This window comes from Luteimonas sp. Soil_C_16 (assembly GCF_057657295.1).
The window spans coordinates 630,954-649,191 of sequence record NZ_JBDGIS010000001.1 but is presented as its reverse complement, the minus strand read 5'-3'; the positions used below and the strand labels follow the sequence as shown (position 1 = coordinate 649,191).

The following is an 18,238-nucleotide window of genomic DNA, read 5'->3' as shown; positions in this document are numbered from 1 at the left end:
GGATCGATGCGTGCGTCGCACGGATCCTGACCCAAGCACCTCTCCCTCCGGGAGAGGTCGATGCGCGCAGCGCATCGGGTGAGGGTTGCTGTTGCTCGGCTTCTGCTTTTTGCTTTTGCGCTCTTGATCTGAAATCGAGCCGTAAAGCGAGCCGAGCACCGGAGCCTGGCGTGGCCGAAGAGCAGCCCATGTCTGAGCGTAGCGAGTTTGGGCTGCGTGCCGCGTCAGGCGAGGAGCGGAGGGCACCGACGCGGCTCCATCGCGTCGGCTCGCGTCCGGCGAAGGGACCTTTTGGTTCCTTTTGGGTCCATCCAAAAGGGACTCGCACGCGCAGCGGGCGAAAGCCGTGCACTTGCTCGCGCTTTTTTTGCTTGTCGCTCCGGCATGAGAGAAACGAATCAAAGTCAAAAGCCAAGATCAAAAACAGGGCTTCCGCGCTGTCGCGCGGCTTACTTTTGTCTTGGCAAAAGTAAGCAAAACCGTCTTCGCCGGACGCGATCCGCCGCGATACAGCCGCGGCGGTCCCCTGCGCTTCTCGGGCGACGGGGCACGCAGCCCAAACTCACTACGCTCAGACATGGGCTGCTCTTCGACCCCGTCGCCCTGCGATGCTCGGCTCGCTCTACGGCTCGATTGAGATCAAGAGCCAGGCCAAAGCAAGGCGAAAAGCACAAGCATGGCGAAAGCAGACATCGCGTCCTGTCTGCGCACGCTCCAATGGCGCACGGAACACGTAGTGAGAGCGATACGTTGCCTACCTCAGCTGAGGCCGACCGCCTCAACGGTCAAAACCCCAGAACCTCAATCAACCCCTCGGGTGATTCAACACCAGCCAGTAGAGCCCGATCTGCTTCACCACCTCGACGAACTTCTGGAAGTCCACCGGCTTGCGGATGTAGCTGTTGACGCCCAGCGCGTAGCTGGCTTCGACGTCGAAGGGCTCGGTGCTGGTGGTCAGCACCACAACCGGCAGGCCGCGGGTCGCGGGGTTGGCGCGCAGGGCCTGCAGGACTTCGCGGCCGTCGAGCTTGGGCAGGTTGAGATCGAGCAGCACGATAGACGGCAGGTCGGCCGCGTCGCGCGCCGCGTACTTGCCCTGTGCGAACAGGTAGTCGAGCGCTTCGGCGCCGTCGCCGACCACGACCAGCTGGCTGTCGATGGCGGCTTCGGCGAAGGCGATGCGGGTCAGCTCGGCGTCGTCGGGGTTGTCTTCGATCAGCAGGATCGTGTGGTCGCTCATGGCGCGGGGGCGTCCTCGTCCGGCACCGCCGGCAGTTCGATGAAGAAGGTGGTGCCGGCGTCCGGTTCCGATTCCACGCGGATGTGTCCGCCCTGCGCCCGCGCCAGCTGCTGGGCGATGGCCAGGCCGAGGCCATGTCCGGCCCCGTCGTCGGCGCTGTGCAGGCGCCTGAACGGCACGAACAGTCGTTCAGCATAGCGCATGTCGAAACCGCGCCCGGCGTCGCGCAGGCGCAGCTGCAGGCGGTCGCCGACGCGTTCGCCGTCGAGCGTGATGCGTACGGTGTTGCGCTGCGCGGAGAACTTCCAGGCGTTGTGCAGCAGCTTGCCGAGCAGCTGCTTGAGCGCGTGTTCGTCGCCCCAGGCCCACAGGTCCGGCGCGATGTGGATCTCGGCGGCGCGGCCCGGGTCGGTGTCCTGCAGTTCGGCGCAGATCCAGTCGCCGAGCAGGCTGATGTCGACGGCCGCCGCCGCACGCGGCGAACGCGAGGCGCGCATGGTCTCGAGCAGGGCGTCGATCAGGCCGCCGGCGTGGCCGGAGGCGTGCTGGATGCGTTGCAGGTGGTCGCGGGCGGTCTGCGGATCGGCCGTGCCATCCTGGGCCAGCAGGCGGCGCGCGAACTGTTCGATCGCGCGCACCGGGGCGCGCAGTTCGTGCGAGATGCCGAAGGCCAGGGTCTCCTGCTGGGCTTCGAGCGTCTTCAGCGCGGTGTCGTCGTGCAGCTGCAGCAGCGCGGTGCCATCGGCCAGCGGGCGCAGGGTCAGTCGCAGATGGCGGCCGGTCGCCTCATCGGGAACGGAGACATCGCGCAGGGTGTCGTCGGCGGCGGGCAGCCGGGCCAGCGCCGCATCGATGCGCGCGGCGAGACTGGACAGGCGCTCGCGATGCGCGGCATGGCCGACCAGTGCGCCGGGCGCGACGCCCCAGATGTCCCCCAGCGCCGCATTCGCTCGCAGCCAGATGCCGTCCGCCGCGAGCACGGCGAGGCCGTTCGGCAGCTGGTCGATCAGGTCCACGGAGGCGCCCGCGTCGGGGGCGTTCCGCAGGGGCGCGGCATCGGACATTGCGATGGAGGCTTCGAAGGGACCGCGCAGTGTAGGAGAAGCCGGCGTCGATGCGAGGTGCAGGCCGGGTGAATGCGCCCTAGAACAGCTCGCCTTGGGGCGAGGCCGCCCGCAGGGGCACGAACAGATCGGTCCGCAGCGGCGGCAGGCGGGCGAAGCCGAGCGTGCGCCGCGCCCGGGCGAAGCGCGCGGCGATCAGATCGGCGAACGGCCCTTGCCCGCGCATGCGATAGCCGAAGGTGCTGTCGTAGTCGCGGCCGCCGTGCAGCTGCTGCAACAGGCTCATGACGTGGGCGGCGCGCTCGGGGTAGTGTAGCTGCAGCCACTCGCGCCAGACCGCCTTGAGTTCGTTCGGCAGCCGCAGCAGCACATAGCCCGCACTGGCGGCGCCGGCCTCGCGGGCGGCCTCGAGGATCGCCTCGAGTTCGCAGTCCGAGATCATCGGCACCACCGGGGCGACGATCACGCCCACCGGCACGCCGGCTTCGGCCAGTGTGCGCATCGCCCGCAGCCGCGCGTGCGGCGCCGCGGCGCGCGGTTCCATCCGCGCCGACAGCCGGTTGTCCAGCGAAGTCACCGAGAAATGCACGGTCACCAGGCCGTCGGCCGCCATCGGCGCCAGCAGGTCGAGGTCGCGCACCACGTTGGCGCTCTTGGTGACGATGCTGAAGGGGTGCCGGGCCTCGGCCATGACCTCGATCAGCGACCGGGTCAGCCCGTAACGGCGTTCGATGGGCTGATAGCCGTCGGTGTTGATGCCCAGCGCGATCGGCGAGCACACGTAGCCGGGGCGGGCGAACTCGGCGCGCAGGCGCTCGGCGGCATTGGTCTTGGCAAACAGCCGCGTCTCGAAATCCAGCCCGGGCGACAGGTCCAGATAGGCGTGCGAGGGCCGGGCGAAGCAGTAGACGCAGCCATGTTCGCAGCCCCGATACGGATTCACCGATTGCGAGAAGCTGATGTCGGGCGAAGTGTTGCGGCTGACGATGCTGCGCGCGCGCTCCTCGGTGACGACGGTGGCCGGCGAGATCGCCTCGTCCTGCAGGTGTTGCAAGGCGTCCCAGCCGTCGTCCTCGGCGGTCGCCGAGCGTTTCTCGAACCGCCCGGCGACCCAGGACGCGCTGCCGCGGCCCTTCAGGGCGACGGGAACGGGGGGCGGCGCACGCGAACTCATGCCGGCAGTGTGACCGTCGGGCGTCTCAGCCCCTGCGACCCGGCCCCGTGTGAATGCGCACGCGCGCGATGTCCGCCTGCGGACGCTCCCGGCGTTGGTCCGGACTGACACTCGGGGCATCGAATGGAGAGGGGGCATGTCTGACCGTTTCGTGCCGGCACTGGCCGGTCCGTCCGCACGTCCGTACGGTGCCGCGTCATGGCGTCGATGACGGCGCCGCGCGTCCAGCGCTGCGCGGTCTGGTTCGGACGACCCAGTGCACGCGACGAAGCCGTGTTCGCGGCCAGTGGCTGGCACCTGCGCGTGGCGCGCCCCGACACCAGCGTGCAGGTCGGCATGCGCGGTGGCGATCTGGTGATCGCGGTCGTCGACCTGCGCGGTGCCGATGTCACGCACCTCGCCGCGCTCGAAGCCATCCTGGCCGAGCACGCCGACCTGCCGAGCCTCGCGCTCGCCGACGACACCACCGACCTGGGCGATCCCGCCTGCCAGCGGATCCTCGCCCGCTGTGGCGGCCGCCTGCCGCAGCCGCTCGACCCGCAGACCCTCGATGCCGCGCTGGCGACCCTGCTGGCCAGCCCGCGGCGCGACATCGCCAGCGTGGGCGGCGAGAGCGCGGTGATGCTCGGCGTGCGCGCCCTGCTGCACCGCTATGCCGACGTCGAACTGCCGGTGCTGATCACCGGCGAGTCCGGTACCGGCAAAGAACTCGCGGCGCACGCATTGCACGATCTGTCCGGGCGGCGCACGCGCCCGTTCGTGGCGATGAACTGCGGCGCGATCTCGCCGACGCTGGTGCAGTCGGAGCTGTTCGGCCACGAGCGCGGCGCGTTTACCGGCGCGGCGACGCGGCGCATGGGCCTGTTCGAATCGGCGGACGGCGGCACCGTGTTCCTCGACGAGATCGGCGATCTGCCGCTCGATGCGCAGACCAACCTGCTGCGCGTGCTGCAGGAAGGCACGATCGAACGCGTCGGCAGCAATCACGCGATCCGCGTCGACGTGCGCGTGCTCGCCGCGACGCACGTCGATCTGGAAGCGGCGATCGCCGCGGGGCGGTTCCGCCAGGACCTGTACTACCGCCTCGACGTGTTGCGGCTGCAGCTGCCGCCGCTGCGTGCGCGCGGCGCCGATGTCGAACTGCTCGCGCGCCAGTTCCTCGACGAATTCCGCGCGGGCCATGCGGTACAGGCGCGCGGCTTCAGCGCGGCCGCGCGGCAATGCCTGCGCCAGCACGCATGGCCGGGCAATGTGCGCGAACTGCTCAATCGCGTGCGCCGCGCCGCGGTGGTCGCCGAGCACACGCTGATCGAACCGGCGGATCTGCAGCTCGGACACTCGAATGCACAGGTCGTCGCGCTCGATCATCACCGCGACCGTACCGAACGCGATGCGCTGCTCGACGCCTTGCGCGCGACCGGTTGCAACGTCAGCGCCAGCGCGCGCCGGCTCAGCGTGTCGCGGGTGACGATCTACCGGCTGTGCCGCAAGCACGGCGTCTCGCTCGAGGCGTTCCGCTGAGGGTCTTGCGGCGGTCGTTCGGGCGCGCGCTTGCGCGCGATGTGGCGCCACCGCCGAAGCCCCATCGCGCGCAAGCGCGCGCCCACAGACGCCGCTACAGCGCGTAGGGCACCTTCACCGTCAGATTGAAATCCGGTGCGTCCGGGGTCAGGCCGATGCCGAGCACGCCGACGAAGGTCGCGTTGGGTGTCATCGCGTGCGTGACGCCCAGGCTCATCGTCGCGGCATTCGCATCACTGCCGATCAGCTTCATCCAGTCGGCGCCCTCGTAGCGCGTGCGCGCGCGCGCGTTGAGGCGATCGCTGAAGGAGATGCTCAGGCTGGTGCGCTCGTTGAACGCGAACGCGACGCCGGCGCCGAAGTAGTAGGCATCGCCCAGGCGCACGCGGCCGGGATTGGTCGTGTCGGGATTGTTGTCGAGATCGCCGAAATCCTTCGCGAACGAACGCACGTAACCGATGTTGCCGAACAGGATGGCCGGGTCGGTGGTCTTGACCGCCGACAGGCCCACGGTCGCCTGCCACAGGCCGTTGCCGGTGGGTTGTTCCTCGGGCACCGCGAAGCGGATGAAGTTGTCGGAGTCGCGTTCGAGCACGCGCCACGGAATGCCGTAGGGCTCGCGGCCGGTTGGCGCGGTGACGCCGACGTTGAGCACGGTTTCCGGCCACGCGCCGCGTTCGCCGAACAGTTTCCAGTTCGCGCTTGCGCTGATGTCACCCAGGCCGTGGCCGTCGGTTTCTTCCTGCGCGATCGCGGCCGCCGCGCCGCCGGCGCCGCCCTTCTGATAGACGGTCTTGCGTGCGATGTACGGCACGTCGAGATTGAGGCTCAGACGCGGACTCACGCCCCAGCGTGCGGCGAAGTTGTAGTTCACCGTGTCGGATTCGACGTTCTCGATCGCGATGTTGCCGAGAAAGATCGCGTCCAGGGCGAGGAAGCCGTTGAGCGTGACCTGCCTGCGGTCGTAGCGGTTGTAGCTGATGCCGTTCTCGAGCGTGAGCCGGCGATTGAACAGCGCCGTGCTCTGCTGTTTGACGTCGGCGACGCTGCGCGAATCGGTGTCCTGGGCGCGCTGCGCATCTTCGGCGGTGCTGGCATAGCCTTCGTCACCGCGCGATGCCGGCGCCGCAGCTGCATTGGCAGGCAGCGGCGGCGGACTGGACGATGGCGTCGACGACACCGGCGCAGGTGCGACTGGTTGCGCCGCCATCTGCGGCGCGTCACGCGCTGCGATGGCCGGTGCGACGCCCGCGACGCGCGACTGCAGCGCCTGGATCTGCATGTCCAGTTCGCGCAGCCGGCGCACTTCCTGCGCGTAGTCCTGCTTCAGCGACTGCAGTTCCTGCAGCAGTTGCTGCATGCGCGCGCGGTCCTCGGCAGTGATCTGCCCGGCGTTCTGCGCTATGCCGATCGACGGGCACAGCAGTGCCAGTCCCAGCGCGATGGCCAATGGCCGTCGCGTGCGTGTCGGTGTCGATTTCAAGGTGCCCCTCCCGCATCGACGCGTGTGTGTGCCTGCCTCAGATGCCGCCGGCACGTGTCATGCCGATGGCCTGGACCAGGTTCTGGTGGATGGTCTGGCTGGACGGCACCGACTGGCGCACGAGATCCAGCTGCAACTGGTTGCCGACTGCCTGGCCGTTGCCGGCGAGCTGGATGCTCTGGCCGATCGAACGGGCGTCGATCCATTGCTCGGCCGCGCCCTGACCGGCTACCTGCAGCAGGATCCTTGCGCCGCCGTCCTCGAGCGACGCCCGTGCATGCGCGCCATTGAGCGTCATGTCGGCGACCGTCGTGCTGGCGGCATTCGCAGCCGCGACGGGCACGTCGCCCTCGCGCACCTGCAGCGACATGCCGTTGCGCGCGATGTTGCCGTCGCCGGCGACCTGCACGCTCTGCACCAGACCGCCGACATTGGCGAGGCCTGAGGCATCCACGTCGCCGGTGCCGGCGGCCGCGGCCAAGGCCGGCGTCTGTTCGGTGATAGTGACGCTGGGCTGGAAGCTGACTTCCGGCTTCGCGCCGCGCAGGTCGAAGCCCAGTTTCACCGCGCTCTGGATCGATTGGCCGGCGCTGGTGACCCAGTTCGACACCATGGTCACGCCGAACCAGGCGACGCGGTTGTCGCCGACGATGTAGCGGCCGCGCATCGCGCCGAGCTCGCTGTCGGGAATCTCGCGCAGGCCGCTGGCGTGCGTCGTCGTGTCGTCGCTGGACCACGCTGGCGCGACGCTCGCGCCCAGGGCGATGGCCACCAGCCATGTCGTGTAGTTGCGCATCTCGTGTCTCCTCTCAGAACAGGTCCGCGTGGCTGAAGCCGAAATCCAGCAGCTCGGCATCGGTCACCGGTCCCTGACGCGCGAACAGCCGCTTCGCGCTCGGGCGCTCGACCGGCTGCAGCAGCGCGGTCGAACGGTCGAAGTCACTGCCTATGACGATAAAAATGGCCCGCGACGGCCACGATTCGAGAAACTCCGCCATCGGCACACTGCGGTTGCCGAGGATCGGATCGGCGACTTCCGCGTACTCGCCACTGACCTGCTTGAGCACGACGAAGTGGCGGAAGCCACGCACGTCCATCAGCACCAGGCCCGGCACGCGCAAGGCGCGCAGGCGGTCTTCCTCGATGCGGTAGCCGCGGCCGCGCATGCCCAGCGATTCCACATAGCGCTTGATGTCCAGCAACGAGAAGCCGCGGGACTGCACCACCGCCGGATCGGCCAGGCCCATCATCCCTTCGATGACCGTCGCCTCGTCGACGTCGAGCCGGTAGGCGAACTTGAGCACTGTCGCCAGTGCGGCAGCGCCACAGCTGTAATCGGTGTGCTGGCGCACGATGTTGCGGTAGCGCGCCTCGCGCATGCTTTCCACGTTGACCGGCATCACCGCGCCATTGGGCAGGATGCCCTGGAAGGCCACGTCGGCCGCCCGCACGGGGCTGGCCATCGCGAGCAAGGCCACTGCGATGCCGGAGAGACTGCGGATCATTGCGTTGGACTCCTGATGCGCGTTGCGCGCATCGCGTGTCTTCCATTGCCGGACCTGACACCAGCCTCCGGCAATGGAAGCCACGACCTTCGTAAGGAAGGCCCCGCGCCACGGGGCATGTGGCGCGGGGCTTCCGGGAGAAGCCCGGTCTGGGGGCAGACCGGACGTCACACCTCGTGGGCGCTTACTCGCCGCCACCACCGCCCGGAGGCGGGGCCGCTGCGCCAGGCTGCGCGACCGCCATCGACAGGCTGTTCGCCTGCAGATTGCCGGTACCCGCCGCCACGTTCACACCGATGTTGCCCGACGCCGCGCTGAAGGCGCTGCCCGACAGGCTGGCATCGTTGGTTGCCGCAACCGACACCCACTGGGTCGTGCTGATCTCGCCGCTGAGCGACGCTTCCAGCTCGGTGTAGCCCAATTCGATGAAGGCCAGTTCGCCGGACTCGGAACCCTCGTAGGAGCCTTCCGAGTCGGTATCGAACGCAAGGCCGCCGATCTCGCCGAACTCATCCGAACCGCGGTACGGGTTGTTGACCGCACCCTGCGAGTCGTTGTCGAAGTCCGCATGGCCGATCGACGGACCCTGCGGATGTTCCTCGCCCTGCCACATGTCGGCGTAGAAGTTCGATTGCTGGTAGGCGTTGCCGCGCGACTCGGTGGTGCCGCTCGTCGAACCTTCGTAGCCGCCGTAACCCACCGCGATCGAGCCGCCGCTGAGCGTGCCGCTCATCGTCATTTCGGTGCTGTCGGTGAAGGACTCGTAGCTGCCGGCGTTCGAGGTCATGTTGCCCGACGACGCCTGGTTGGAGCTGACGCTGGCCTGCGCATAGGCGGCGGTGGCGACCGAGGCGGCCATCGCGTTCTTCTGCGCGTTGTTGTTGCCCGAGGCGATGTTGACGCCGATGTTGCCGGTCGCCGCCGAGAACGCGTTGCCGCCGAGGCTGGCCGCGTTGGTCACGCCCTCGTTCATCGTGATGTTCTGCGAACCGGACTGGTTCACGAACACTTCGGCATCGGCGAGACCGAACGCGAAGCCCGCGTCGGCAGCCGACAGCGCCGCGGCGTTGTCCTGCACGTTGTTGTCGCCCGCGGCGACGTTGAACAGCAGGTTGCCCGAGGCTTCCGACCCCACGTCGTCTGCGATGCTGGCGGTGTTCTCGAGCACTTCGTTGGCGCCGAGGTTGCCGCTGACCGACTGGCGGTTGTCGACGACGGCGATCGCGGCCGAGTCGAGATCGATGTTGCCGGTGATGGTCGGGTCGCCGGTGAAGGCGATGTCCGAGCTCAGCGACAGATCCTTCTCGAGGTTCACCGACACGCCGTGTTCGTTGCGCTCGCGACGGACGTCGGAGCTCACGTTCTCGGTGCGATCGATGTTCTCGTACACCTGGTTGGTGCGGATGCGATGGGCCTCGTCGAGGCTCTGGTCGACCTGCTGGTTGACCTCGCGGTTGAACGAGTCGTTGACGCTGATGTCGTAGGACTCGGTGAGGCTGCGGTCCACGGTTTCCGTCAGGCTCTGGTCGACCGTCTGGTTGACAGTCTGGGTCCAGTCCTGCGTCTGGTTGACCGTGGTGTTGACCTCGGTGTTGCGGTTGGTGACGTTGGTTTCGTAATTGCGCGTGTCGTCGACGTTGGTCTCGTAGTTGCGCGTGTCGTCGACAGTGATGTCGTGATCGATGACGGTCCAGTCGTAGTAGGTCTGCGCCTGGGCCGTACCGACACCGGCAGCGCTGACGGCAATCGCCAGCAGGGTGGTCTTGATGGTCTTCATGTCTGTGATCTCTCTCTCGTCTGCTCTCGTGGAGTTCCCGTTGAAGTGCCCGGTCACGGCCCCGCCTGGATCGACATCGCCAGCGTGTTGCCGGTGTCGTTCCCGGATCCCGCGACCTGGTTGAGCTGCAACACACCTTCGAAGCCCTGCAGCGCAGTGGACTCGACGGACGCCACGCGACGATTCGATGTCGCGCCCCCGTGTTCGAAACCGTGCTGTTGCCCCGCCGACGCGAACGCCGCCGACAGCGAACTGTCGTCGTCGCTTTCGCGTATGCCCTGTTGCGCCAGCGCGAGCGACACCGCGTTGAACGACGCGTTGCCGGCCCCACTGGCCTGATTGATCGATGCGATGCCCGAGGCGCCCGCAAGCGCGTTGCCGGCAATCACGGCCGTGGCCGTCTCGGGTGTCGTGGCGAAGTCGCGACGGCGCGACTGGCGCGCGTCGACATCGGCGATCGCATGCGTGCCGACCGCGATCGCGCGCAGGTTCGCCTGCTGGTTGAGATCGCCGGCGGCGAGGTTGATCGCGATCGCGCCGGACGCGCCGGTGAACGCGTTGCCGTCCACGCGCGATTGCGTGAGGTAGCCGAGCATCGCCGGGTAGTCGTCGGCGGCGAACACCGGCACCGCGGCGAGCAGGCCCAGCGCGAGGCAGGCGGCGATGCGGATCACGGCCCGCCTCCATTCGCCGGCTGGGCGAAGGGCATCTGCGACAGCGCGCCGGTGATCTGGCTGCCGATACCGCGGGTTGCGCCGGTGACCATGCCCGAGACGCCGCCGGTGGCCGCACCCAGCGTACCGGCCCCCTGCACGCCACTGGCGTCGCGTGCATTCGCGCCGCCGCCCAGCGTCCCGGTCAACACTTGGGTCACCGGCGCGGCGATGCCGCCGTTGCCGCGCATCGCGCCCTGCACCTGGTGGCCGGTGTCGAGCGCGAGGAAGTCGGCATCGCTCAGTTCACCGCCCGGCAGCGACGGCATCAGCTGCCGGTTCGGAGTCGGGTCCACGATCAGGCCGATGCCCGGAGGCGCCTGGCGCACCGCATGGCGGGCGCTGACGTCGCGCAGCAACACCATCTCGCCGGGCGTCGGCTGCACGCCCGCCCGCGCGCCGGCGGCATGCACGGGGCCGGCGGCCAGTGCGAGGCACGGCAGCAGCAGGATCAGGCCCGTCTGGATTGGCTGGCGCATGTCGGCTCCCCGGTTCTTCAGCGAGGGAGTCAACGCAGAGCGCGTGCCAAGTCTTTTTGTCCTTTTTGATCAATCACTTGTGATCATTCGCGCGTTCGCGCGCGTCGCTGGCCGTTGCCGCCTGTTACAGGTGGATCGACCGTCGAACGCCTCCAACCGCGCCACGACGCGGCTGCGCGGGTGTCACACGGATGCGACACCCGGATGTGACAGGTCACAGCGCTGCGACCTTGCGCGTTTTTTGCATGGGGCGCCGCTACCCTGTGCGCGGCGCGATCGGCGCCGTCGTCGAGTCGTCCATGTCCGGAAACCTGCAGCGCGCCTGGGAGTGGTTCGCGACCATGCCGCATCTCGTGACGCTGCTGACCGTGGGCTGGGCGCTGTATCTGGTGGTGCTGGGCATGTGGATCGTGCTGCAGAAGCGCGAGCCGGTCGCGACGCTGAGCTGGCTGCTGGGCCTTGCCCTGCTGCCCTACGTGGGCTTTCTGGTCTATCACGTGTTCGGGCCGCAGAAGATCCGCCGCAATCGCCTGCGCCGCAGCCACAGCCGCGCGTCGATGCGCAGCGCGCAGATCGAGGCGGAAGAGGGCGAAGCCGCCGAACTCGTGCGACTGGGACAGGCGACGACAGGATTGCCTGCGACGTCTTCGGCGCAGGTCGAGCTGCTGGTCGACGGCGCCGCGAAATACACCGCGCTGCTCGCCGACATCGCGCGCGCCGAACACCACGTGCATCTCGAGTACTACATCTACGAACCCGACACGACTGGCGCCGCGTTGCGCGATGCACTGGTCGAGCGCGCACGCGCCGGCGTGCACGTGCGCGTGCTGCTCGATTTCGTCGGCTCGAAGGCCTCGCGCAAGTTCTTCGCGCCGCTGCTCGATGCCGGAGGCGAACTCGCCTGGTTCCATCCCATGCGCTTCGGACGCATCTGGCGGCGGCCGTGGACCAATCTGCGCACACATCGCAAGATCGTCGTGATCGACGGCCGCATCGGCTACACCGGCGGCATGAACATCACCGACGAGCAGGACGAGCGCCTGCGCGACGACGCCTATCGCGATCTGCACATGCGTCTGGTCGGCAAGTCGGTGCGCGTGCTGCAGCTGGTGTTCGCCGAGGACTGGGCCTACGCCACCGGCCGGCGCGATTTTCTCGCCGACGTCGAACGGCAGACGCCGCCGGCCGATGCCGGACCGATCCGCACCCAGGTGCTCACCTCGGGTCCGGATTCCAACTGGGAAGCCATCCATCGCGCGCACGTCGGCGCGATCCACGCGGCGAAGCAGCGGGTGTGGATGACCACGCCGTACTTCGTGCCCGGCGAGGCCGCGATGATGGCGCTGACCTCGGCCGCGCTCGCCGGACTCGACGTACGCCTGCTGGTGCCCAGGACCAGCGATTCGACGCTGGTGACACTGGCCGCCCGCTCGTACTTCGGCCAGCTGCTTGTCGCGGGCGTGAAGGTCTACGAGTACCGCTCGCGCCTGTTGCACAGCAAGACGTTGCTGGTCGACGACAATCTCGCGCTGATCGGCAGTGCCAACTTCGACCACCGCAGCTTCCGGCTCAACTTCGAGGTCTCGGTGCTGTTCGACGACCCCGGCATGGCCGCCGCGCTCGCCCAGTACATCGAACGCGAGTTCGCCAATGCGCCTCGTGTCCAGCGCGGCCGGCACCGTCCGTTGCTGAGCGCGCGCCTGCCCGAAGCCCTCGCCCGGCTGTGTTCGCCGCTGCTGTAGCCGCGCGCTTCCGGGGCGGACGACAGCCCTTCGCAGGATGGGTCGAGCGCAGCGAAAGCCATCGTTCGCCGAGCCTCGTGTCGCGCAGGTACACGCCGGTTGGATATGTGTTCCGGCCATTTGGAAAACCCGACCTCGCATTCGACGTACGGGAGAACGCATCCGCGATGGTTTCGTTGCGCTCCACCCGTCCTGCGAGTCGGCAAGCCCGCTTCGACGCCGACCTCCACGTGGAACACCGCACCGCAAGTCGCCGCCCGTCGCGCCAATGCCACGTTCGTCGACACGTCGCCGCGCCCGACGCCGGTTCCGGCCGGCGACTGGTTTAGACTCGCGGACACGTCAGGCGGAGCCCGTCCCATGCCCTGGTTGTTCCTGTTGCTCGCGCTCGGCGCGGTCGTCATCGCGTTCACCACCACGTCGGTCCCGCTCGCGGCGATCGCGCTGGTGCTGTCGCTCGTGTTCGTCGTGATCGGTGTGCTGGGCTTGCTGGCGCAGCGTGTCGGCAACCAGAGCCGCAGCGAAGCGATGATGGTCGACCCGGCGGAGCTGCGTCGTCTGCGCGAGCAGGCCGATGCCCGCCGCGCGGCTGCCGCGTCGCCGGTCGACGAGCCGGCCCGCACGCCACCCACCGGGCCGTGACCCGGCTCAGCGTCAACGTCAACAAGATCGCGGTGCTGCGCAATTCGCGCGGCGGTCGCGATCCCGACGTCGTGCGCGCGGCGCGTGCCTGCCTCGACGCCGGCGCGCACGGCATCACCGTGCACCCGCGACCCGATGCGCGGCACATCCGTGCCGACGACGTGCGTGCACTCGCGCGACTGACTGCAGCGCGCGCCGTCGAGTTCAACATCGAAGGCAACCCGTTCGCGCCACCGCGCGACGGGTATCCCGGGCTGCTCGCGCTGTGCGAGGAAACGCGGCCGGCACAGGTCACCCTGGTGCCCGACGGCGATGCGCAGCTGACGTCGGACCACGGCTTCGATTTCGCGCGCGAGCGCGACGCGCTGATTCCGCTGGTCGCGGCATTCCACGCACTCGGCTGCCGCGTCAGTCTGTTCGCCGATGCCGGCGCCGACATCGAAGCCGCGCGCGCCAGCGGCGCCGATCGCATCGAGCTCTACACCGGTCCGTGGGCCGAAGCCTTCGAAGCGGGCACGCCGGAGACGGCGCTGCCCGCATTCGTGACGACGGCGCACCAGGCCCGCGCCGCCGGACTCGGGGTCAATGCCGGTCACGATCTCAGCCAAGCCAACCTCGGCGCGTTGCTCGCAGCGCTCGGCGGGATCGACGAAGTCTCGATCGGCCACGCGCTGATCGGCGAGGCGCTGTACGACGGTCTGGACACGACGGTGCGCCGTTATCTCGCGATCACCGAGGCAGCAGCCGCGCGCGTCTGATCCGGACGTTCGATCCGCGCATCTGATCGCGGCGTCCTGTGCGCAGCCCCGCGCGCCGGATCCGCGCGCCCGCCCGCTACGGCTGCGATGTAACGCGCGTCCCGCGCTCCGGCGCCATCGAGTCCGCAGTTGACGCCACGTCCGGCATGCCGGCACGCACAAAAAAAACGCCGCCCGAAGGCGGCGTTCAAATCACTGCATCGATCACCGGCGCGTGCTGCAGGCCCGCACCGGTGCTTGCTGCGTATTACTGGCGCACGAAGCCGATCTTCTGCATCTGCGCGTTCTTCGCTTCCGCCAACACCTTGGCCAGCACGCCGTAATCGGCGTCGCCACTGGTGTCGATCTCGAGCGTCGGCTGATTGGTCGGGTCACGCTGGACTTCCGACTCCATCATGTTGCGCAGTGCCGAGACTGGCGTCGGGCTGTCGTTCCAGAAGATCTGGCCCGAACCGTCGATGCGCAGCCGGATCGGCTCCGGTGGTTCCACCGGATTCTCCGGCGGCGTCGTGGAACGCTGCGGGAGATCGATGTCGATTGGATAGGAAGCCTTCGGCGCCGTCACCATGAAGATGATCAGCAGCACCAACATCACGTCGCAGAGCGGAATGATGTTGATGTCGGCCATCGGGCCTTCGCCACCGGATGAAAATGCCATGCGTGTTGCTCCGGTTTACCTGTTTTCGACCGTCGCGACGAAGCCGACCTTGCGCATGCCCTGGGCCTGTGCAGTGTTGACCACGTCGTTGATCGTCCGGTACTTCGTCGTCGAGTCGCCACGGATGTTGACCGGCGGCTGCGGCGTCTTCTGGGCCTCGACCGAGAAAGCGCTCTCCAGCAGCTGGAGCGTCACCGGCTCGTCGTTGAGGTAGATGTCACCGGTTTCGGTGACCGCTACCGTCAGCGGCGTCGGGCCTGGTGCCGTTTCCGGCCGCTCGTCGAGGTTAGCTTCCGGCAACTCGACCTGCACTTTGTGCGCCATCAGCGGTGCCGTGACCATGAAGATGATCAGCAGCACCAGCATGACGTCGACAAGCGGGACGATGTTGATCGTGGCGTTGACCTTGTCGTTGCCACCACCTGAGCTGAAAGCCATATCTGAACTCCGTTGTCGCTACTGACGTGCGCGCTTCTTAGACCTTGGCCGGAACCGGCGTCTCGCCGACGCGCGAACCGGTGGCGAAGAAGTCGTGCAGGTCGTGCGCGAAGGTGTCGAGCTTGTTGTTCGTGCCGCGGTTCAGACGGACGAAGAAGTTGTAGCCCAGCACTGCCGGGATCGCGACGCCCAGACCGATGGCGGTCATGATCAGCGCCTCGCCGACCGGACCTGCCACTGCGCCGATGTCGGCCTGGCCGCTGGCACCGATGCGGATCAGGGCGCGGTAGATGCCCCACACCGTACCGAGCAGACCCACGAACGGCGCGGTCGCACCGACGGTGGCGAGCACGGTCAGACCGTCTTCGAGCTTCAGCGATTCGCGGGTCACGGCCTGACGCAGGGCGCGATCGACGAATTCCGAACGGTTCAGCGACTCGACCAGACGCGAACCTTCATGACGCTGGTGGTGCGCGGCGGCCTGGGCGGCATCGAGGGCGACCTTCGAGAAGGGCTCGCTCTTCGGCTGCTCTTCCATGAAGCGGATCGCGTCCTGCGCGTTCGGGGTTTCCCAGAACGTGTTGATCACGCGATCGGTGCTGCCCTTCAGGCGCGCAGCCTTGATGGCGTTGAAAATGATCCAGAAGATCGACATGGCCGACATTGCGATCAGAACGATGAGCACGGTCCAGTTGACCGCGTCCATGTGCTCGATCATGTCAGCGAAGCCCATCGACTCCAGACCGGCAGCGTTGGACACAGCGGCGTTGGTGGTTTCCTGCAGCATGACGCTTACCTTCTAGATGTAGTGGTTTGAAGAGTGGAACGTTGACGCGAAAGTGTCGACGTTCCGGAGAACGCCGGTGTATCGGATACAGCTGGATCGATCAGCCGAGGTTGAAGTCGACCGGGACGCGGACGCGACCTGCAGCCGGCTGGCCGTTCGACATGGCCGGCTGGAACGACCACTTGCGTGCGGCTTCGATCGCGGCGCGATCGAGGTCACGATTGCGGCTGGACTTCTCGACCGACACGTTGGTGACGTTGCCGTTGGCGTCGACGTCGATGACCAGGATCACCGTGCCCTCGATCTGCGCGCGGGCGGCGGCAGGCGGGTAACGCGGCGGATTCATGTTCTTCGACGAGATGTCGACGCTGGCGCCGATGTCGGCGGACGGTGCGGGCGGCGACGGCGGCGCGGGCGGCGGCGCCGGCGTATCCATCGGCGACGGATCGTCGAACACGACCGGCGGTGCTTCCGGCGGCGGCGGGACCGGCGTCGGACGCGGCGGGGTCAGTTCCTTGATCGGCGTCGGCTTCGGCGGCTCCGGCGGCGGCGGCGGCGGCGGCGGGGGCGGCGGCGGCGGTTCGATGATCACCACACGCGTGGCCGCTTCTTCCTGCGCTGCGGCGTTCGGCGGATTGACGGGCGCGAGCAGCAGCATGATCGCAGCGGCGTGGAACGCGACCACCATCGTGAAGCCGGCGATGCGGCCCCAGTTCAGGCCCTCGTCTTCGTCGTTCCTGTCGGTCGTCGTCGAGCGTTGCGTCATGCGGAGAACTCTGGTGAGGCCGGGGTCGAAACCCCGGTGGAAAAGTTGAACTGCCAACCTGTTCGGTCGGCAGGAACCCTAAAGCTTATACCAATCCAAGTGGCCAGCACCATCCATGATTCCGGCAACTTTTTCTTAACGGCCGGAGATGATGCGCTCGGCGTCGGTGTTGGATTTCAGGCCCTTCGCGATCGCCTGACGCGCCGCTTCCTTCGCTTCGTCGGCACGGCCTTCCTGATGCAGCACGCGCGCGAGATTGAGGTACGTATCGCCGTTTTCCGCGAGCGGTGCGGCCTTGCGCCACGCGGCGATCGCCGGCTCGATCTGGTCGCTGAAGTAATTCGCCTGACCGAGGGCCGCCATCGTGCGGTAATCCTCCTTGAGGATGTTCTTCTGCAGGCCTTCGTTGATCACCGCGATCGCTTCGCGCTCCTTGTTCTCGCTGTTGAGATACAGCGCGTAGAGGTTGCGGTACTCGCTTTCTTCGGTGAGCTGACCGGCCGCACGCAGACGCTCGAACACTTCGATCGCCTTGTCGTTCTGGTCGGTCTGCAGATACGAGACGGCGAGATTGACCTGCGAACGTTTGTCGCCCGGCGTCGCCTGCGCGACCTGTTCGGCGAGGCGCGTGGCTTCGGCGCTGTTGCCCGATTCGGCGTACGACGCCATCAGGATCTGCTGCCACTGCGGATCGACTTCACCACCCGCGTCGACCAGCGGCTTGAGCGTCGCGATCGCCTCCGGGTAGCGCTCGAGGCGATACAGCAGATTGCCCTTGAGCGCCTGGTCCTTGGGATCGGTCGAGCCGGACTCGGTGATGTAGCGGTCGAGCGTCGCGAGCGCTTCGGCGTACTTGTCGTCCTGCGCCTGCAGCTGCGCGACGATCAGCATCGCCTGGAAGTGGTTGTTGTTGTCGAGGCCACCGGTCTCGATCGCCTGGTTGAGATAGGCGATCGCGCGGTCGTTGTCCTCGTTGAGGAGCAGCTGGCCGGCAAGCAGCGCCGCCATCGACTTGTCGTAGGTGTTGGCGCTGCCGTTGGCGATGATCTCGTCGGCGACCGGCAGGCCCTTGGCGGCGTCGGATGCGTTGTTCGCTTCGGAGAGTGTGTTGAGCTGCTTGACCAGACGCTGGCTGGCCGACACGCCCGGCTCCTGGCGGCTGCTGTTGGGATACAGCGCCTCGGCCTTCTGCGACGCCTGACGCGAGCTGCGGCGTTCGCTGCGATCGGCGCTGCGATCGGCGCTGCGCGCGGAGCGGCTGCTGCGCTCGCTGCGATCGTTGCCGCCTTCGTCCTGCGCGAACGCCATCGACGGCGCGGCGAACGCGAGCAGGGCGGTGGTCAGGGCAGCGGCGAGCGCCTGCTGGGACATGCGGGACTTCGACATGGAACACCTCGATTGGCAGGTGGCCCGCGGTACGCCGGGGGCCGGAGTCTGGATACGGCGATTATCGCCCGATGGTTGCGCAGATGCGCGCAGGCGCGGGTGAAC

At 67.8% G+C, this 18,238-nt stretch carries 18 protein-coding genes; 4 read left to right on the top strand and 14 right to left on the bottom strand.

Features of this window, described 5'->3' with window-relative positions:
* Nucleotides 1–805 precede the first annotated feature (805 nt).
* From AC3A5T_RS02885 to AC3A5T_RS02875, 3 genes are all read right to left on the bottom strand, one after another.
* The gene (locus AC3A5T_RS02885; protein ID WP_332078752.1) at nt 806–1,240 is read right to left on the bottom strand and encodes a response regulator; all 435 of its coding nucleotides are present in this window, start codon (nt 1,238–1,240) and stop codon (nt 806–808) included.
* Nucleotides 1,237–2,256, bottom strand: coding sequence for a sensor histidine kinase (locus tag AC3A5T_RS02880; RefSeq protein WP_487627273.1), 1,020 nt, complete (start codon nt 2,254–2,256; stop codon nt 1,237–1,239). The genes AC3A5T_RS02885 and AC3A5T_RS02880 overlap by 4 nt, the downstream gene beginning before the upstream one ends.
* Nucleotides 2,257–2,383: 127 nt before the next feature.
* On the bottom strand, nt 2,384–3,478 hold the full coding sequence (locus AC3A5T_RS02875) for a PA0069 family radical SAM protein (RefSeq protein ID WP_487627272.1): 1,095 nt from the start codon (nt 3,476–3,478) through the stop codon (nt 2,384–2,386).
* A 198-nt stretch (nt 3,479–3,676) separates the two neighbouring features.
* On the opposite strand from AC3A5T_RS02875, the gene AC3A5T_RS02870 reads away from it, so the two are divergent.
* A complete protein-coding gene (locus AC3A5T_RS02870) occupies nt 3,677–4,999 on the top strand; it encodes a sigma-54 interaction domain-containing protein (protein WP_487627271.1) in 1,323 nt (440 codons plus the stop codon).
* Nucleotides 5,000–5,093: 94 nt separating this feature from the next.
* On the opposite strand, the gene AC3A5T_RS02865 is transcribed toward AC3A5T_RS02870, so the two are convergent.
* From AC3A5T_RS02865 to AC3A5T_RS02840, 6 genes are all read right to left on the bottom strand, one after another.
* The gene (locus AC3A5T_RS02865) at nt 5,094–6,482 is read right to left on the bottom strand and encodes a transporter family protein (protein WP_487627270.1); all 1,389 of its coding nucleotides are present in this window, start codon (nt 6,480–6,482) and stop codon (nt 5,094–5,096) included.
* A 37-nt stretch (nt 6,483–6,519) separates the two neighbouring features.
* The gene (locus AC3A5T_RS02860; protein WP_487627269.1) at nt 6,520–7,278 is read right to left on the bottom strand and encodes a hypothetical protein; all 759 of its coding nucleotides are present in this window, start codon (nt 7,276–7,278) and stop codon (nt 6,520–6,522) included.
* 13 nt (nt 7,279–7,291) lie between these two features.
* The gene (locus tag AC3A5T_RS02855) at nt 7,292–7,987 is read right to left on the bottom strand and encodes a C39 family peptidase (RefSeq protein WP_487627268.1); all 696 of its coding nucleotides are present in this window, start codon (nt 7,985–7,987) and stop codon (nt 7,292–7,294) included.
* Nucleotides 7,988–8,171: 184 nt separating this feature from the next.
* Nucleotides 8,172–9,764 (bottom strand): adhesin, encoded by a 1,593-nt coding sequence (locus AC3A5T_RS02850; protein WP_487627267.1) that lies wholly within the window; start codon nt 9,762–9,764, stop codon nt 8,172–8,174.
* A gap of 53 nt (nt 9,765–9,817) precedes the next feature.
* Nucleotides 9,818–10,435, bottom strand: a complete 618-nt coding sequence (locus tag AC3A5T_RS02845; RefSeq protein ID WP_487627437.1) for a hypothetical protein — start codon at nt 10,433–10,435, stop codon at nt 9,818–9,820.
* Nucleotides 10,435–10,956, bottom strand: a complete 522-nt coding sequence (locus AC3A5T_RS02840; protein WP_487627266.1) for a hypothetical protein — start codon at nt 10,954–10,956, stop codon at nt 10,435–10,437. The genes AC3A5T_RS02845 and AC3A5T_RS02840 overlap by 1 nt, the downstream gene beginning before the upstream one ends.
* Before the next feature lie 299 nt (nt 10,957–11,255).
* Between AC3A5T_RS02840 and cls the strand changes: the two genes are divergently transcribed.
* The 3 genes from cls to AC3A5T_RS02825 all read left to right on the top strand — a co-directional run bounded on the left by cls (nt 11,256) and on the right by AC3A5T_RS02825 (nt 14,098).
* Nucleotides 11,256–12,698 carry a cardiolipin synthase gene (cls, locus tag AC3A5T_RS02835; RefSeq protein ID WP_487627265.1) on the top strand — a complete coding sequence of 481 codons (1,443 nt, stop codon included), beginning with the start codon at nt 11,256–11,258 and terminating at the stop codon, nt 12,696–12,698.
* 360 nt (nt 12,699–13,058) lie between these two features.
* Nucleotides 13,059–13,340 carry a hypothetical protein gene (locus AC3A5T_RS02830; RefSeq protein WP_487627264.1) on the top strand — a complete coding sequence of 94 codons (282 nt, stop codon included), beginning with the start codon at nt 13,059–13,061 and terminating at the stop codon, nt 13,338–13,340.
* A complete protein-coding gene (locus AC3A5T_RS02825) occupies nt 13,337–14,098 on the top strand; it encodes a pyridoxine 5'-phosphate synthase (RefSeq protein ID WP_487627263.1) in 762 nt (253 codons plus the stop codon). The genes AC3A5T_RS02830 and AC3A5T_RS02825 overlap by 4 nt, the downstream gene beginning before the upstream one ends.
* A 247-nt stretch (nt 14,099–14,345) precedes the next feature.
* Here AC3A5T_RS02825 and AC3A5T_RS02820 read toward each other — a convergent pair whose 3' ends face one another.
* The 5 genes from AC3A5T_RS02820 to AC3A5T_RS02800 all read right to left on the bottom strand — a co-directional run bounded on the left by AC3A5T_RS02820 (nt 14,346) and on the right by AC3A5T_RS02800 (nt 18,133).
* Nucleotides 14,346–14,756 carry an ExbD/TolR family protein gene (locus AC3A5T_RS02820; protein ID WP_159681208.1) on the bottom strand — a complete coding sequence of 137 codons (411 nt, stop codon included), beginning with the start codon at nt 14,754–14,756 and terminating at the stop codon, nt 14,346–14,348.
* Nucleotides 14,757–14,771: 15 nt separating this feature from the next.
* On the bottom strand, nt 14,772–15,194 hold the full coding sequence (locus tag AC3A5T_RS02815) for an ExbD/TolR family protein (protein ID WP_159681207.1): 423 nt from the start codon (nt 15,192–15,194) through the stop codon (nt 14,772–14,774).
* A gap of 37 nt (nt 15,195–15,231) precedes the next feature.
* Nucleotides 15,232–15,981, bottom strand: a complete 750-nt coding sequence (locus tag AC3A5T_RS02810; RefSeq protein WP_425497257.1) for a MotA/TolQ/ExbB proton channel family protein — start codon at nt 15,979–15,981, stop codon at nt 15,232–15,234.
* A gap of 100 nt (nt 15,982–16,081) precedes the next feature.
* Complete coding sequence (locus tag AC3A5T_RS02805; protein WP_487627262.1) at nt 16,082–16,747, bottom strand: energy transducer TonB; 666 nt, start codon at nt 16,745–16,747, stop codon at nt 16,082–16,084.
* Between the two features lie 135 nt (nt 16,748–16,882).
* Entirely contained in the window at nt 16,883–18,133 is a 1,251-nt protein-coding gene (locus AC3A5T_RS02800) for a tetratricopeptide repeat protein (protein WP_487627261.1), read from the bottom strand.
* Between the last annotated feature and the right edge of the window lie 105 nt (nt 18,134–18,238).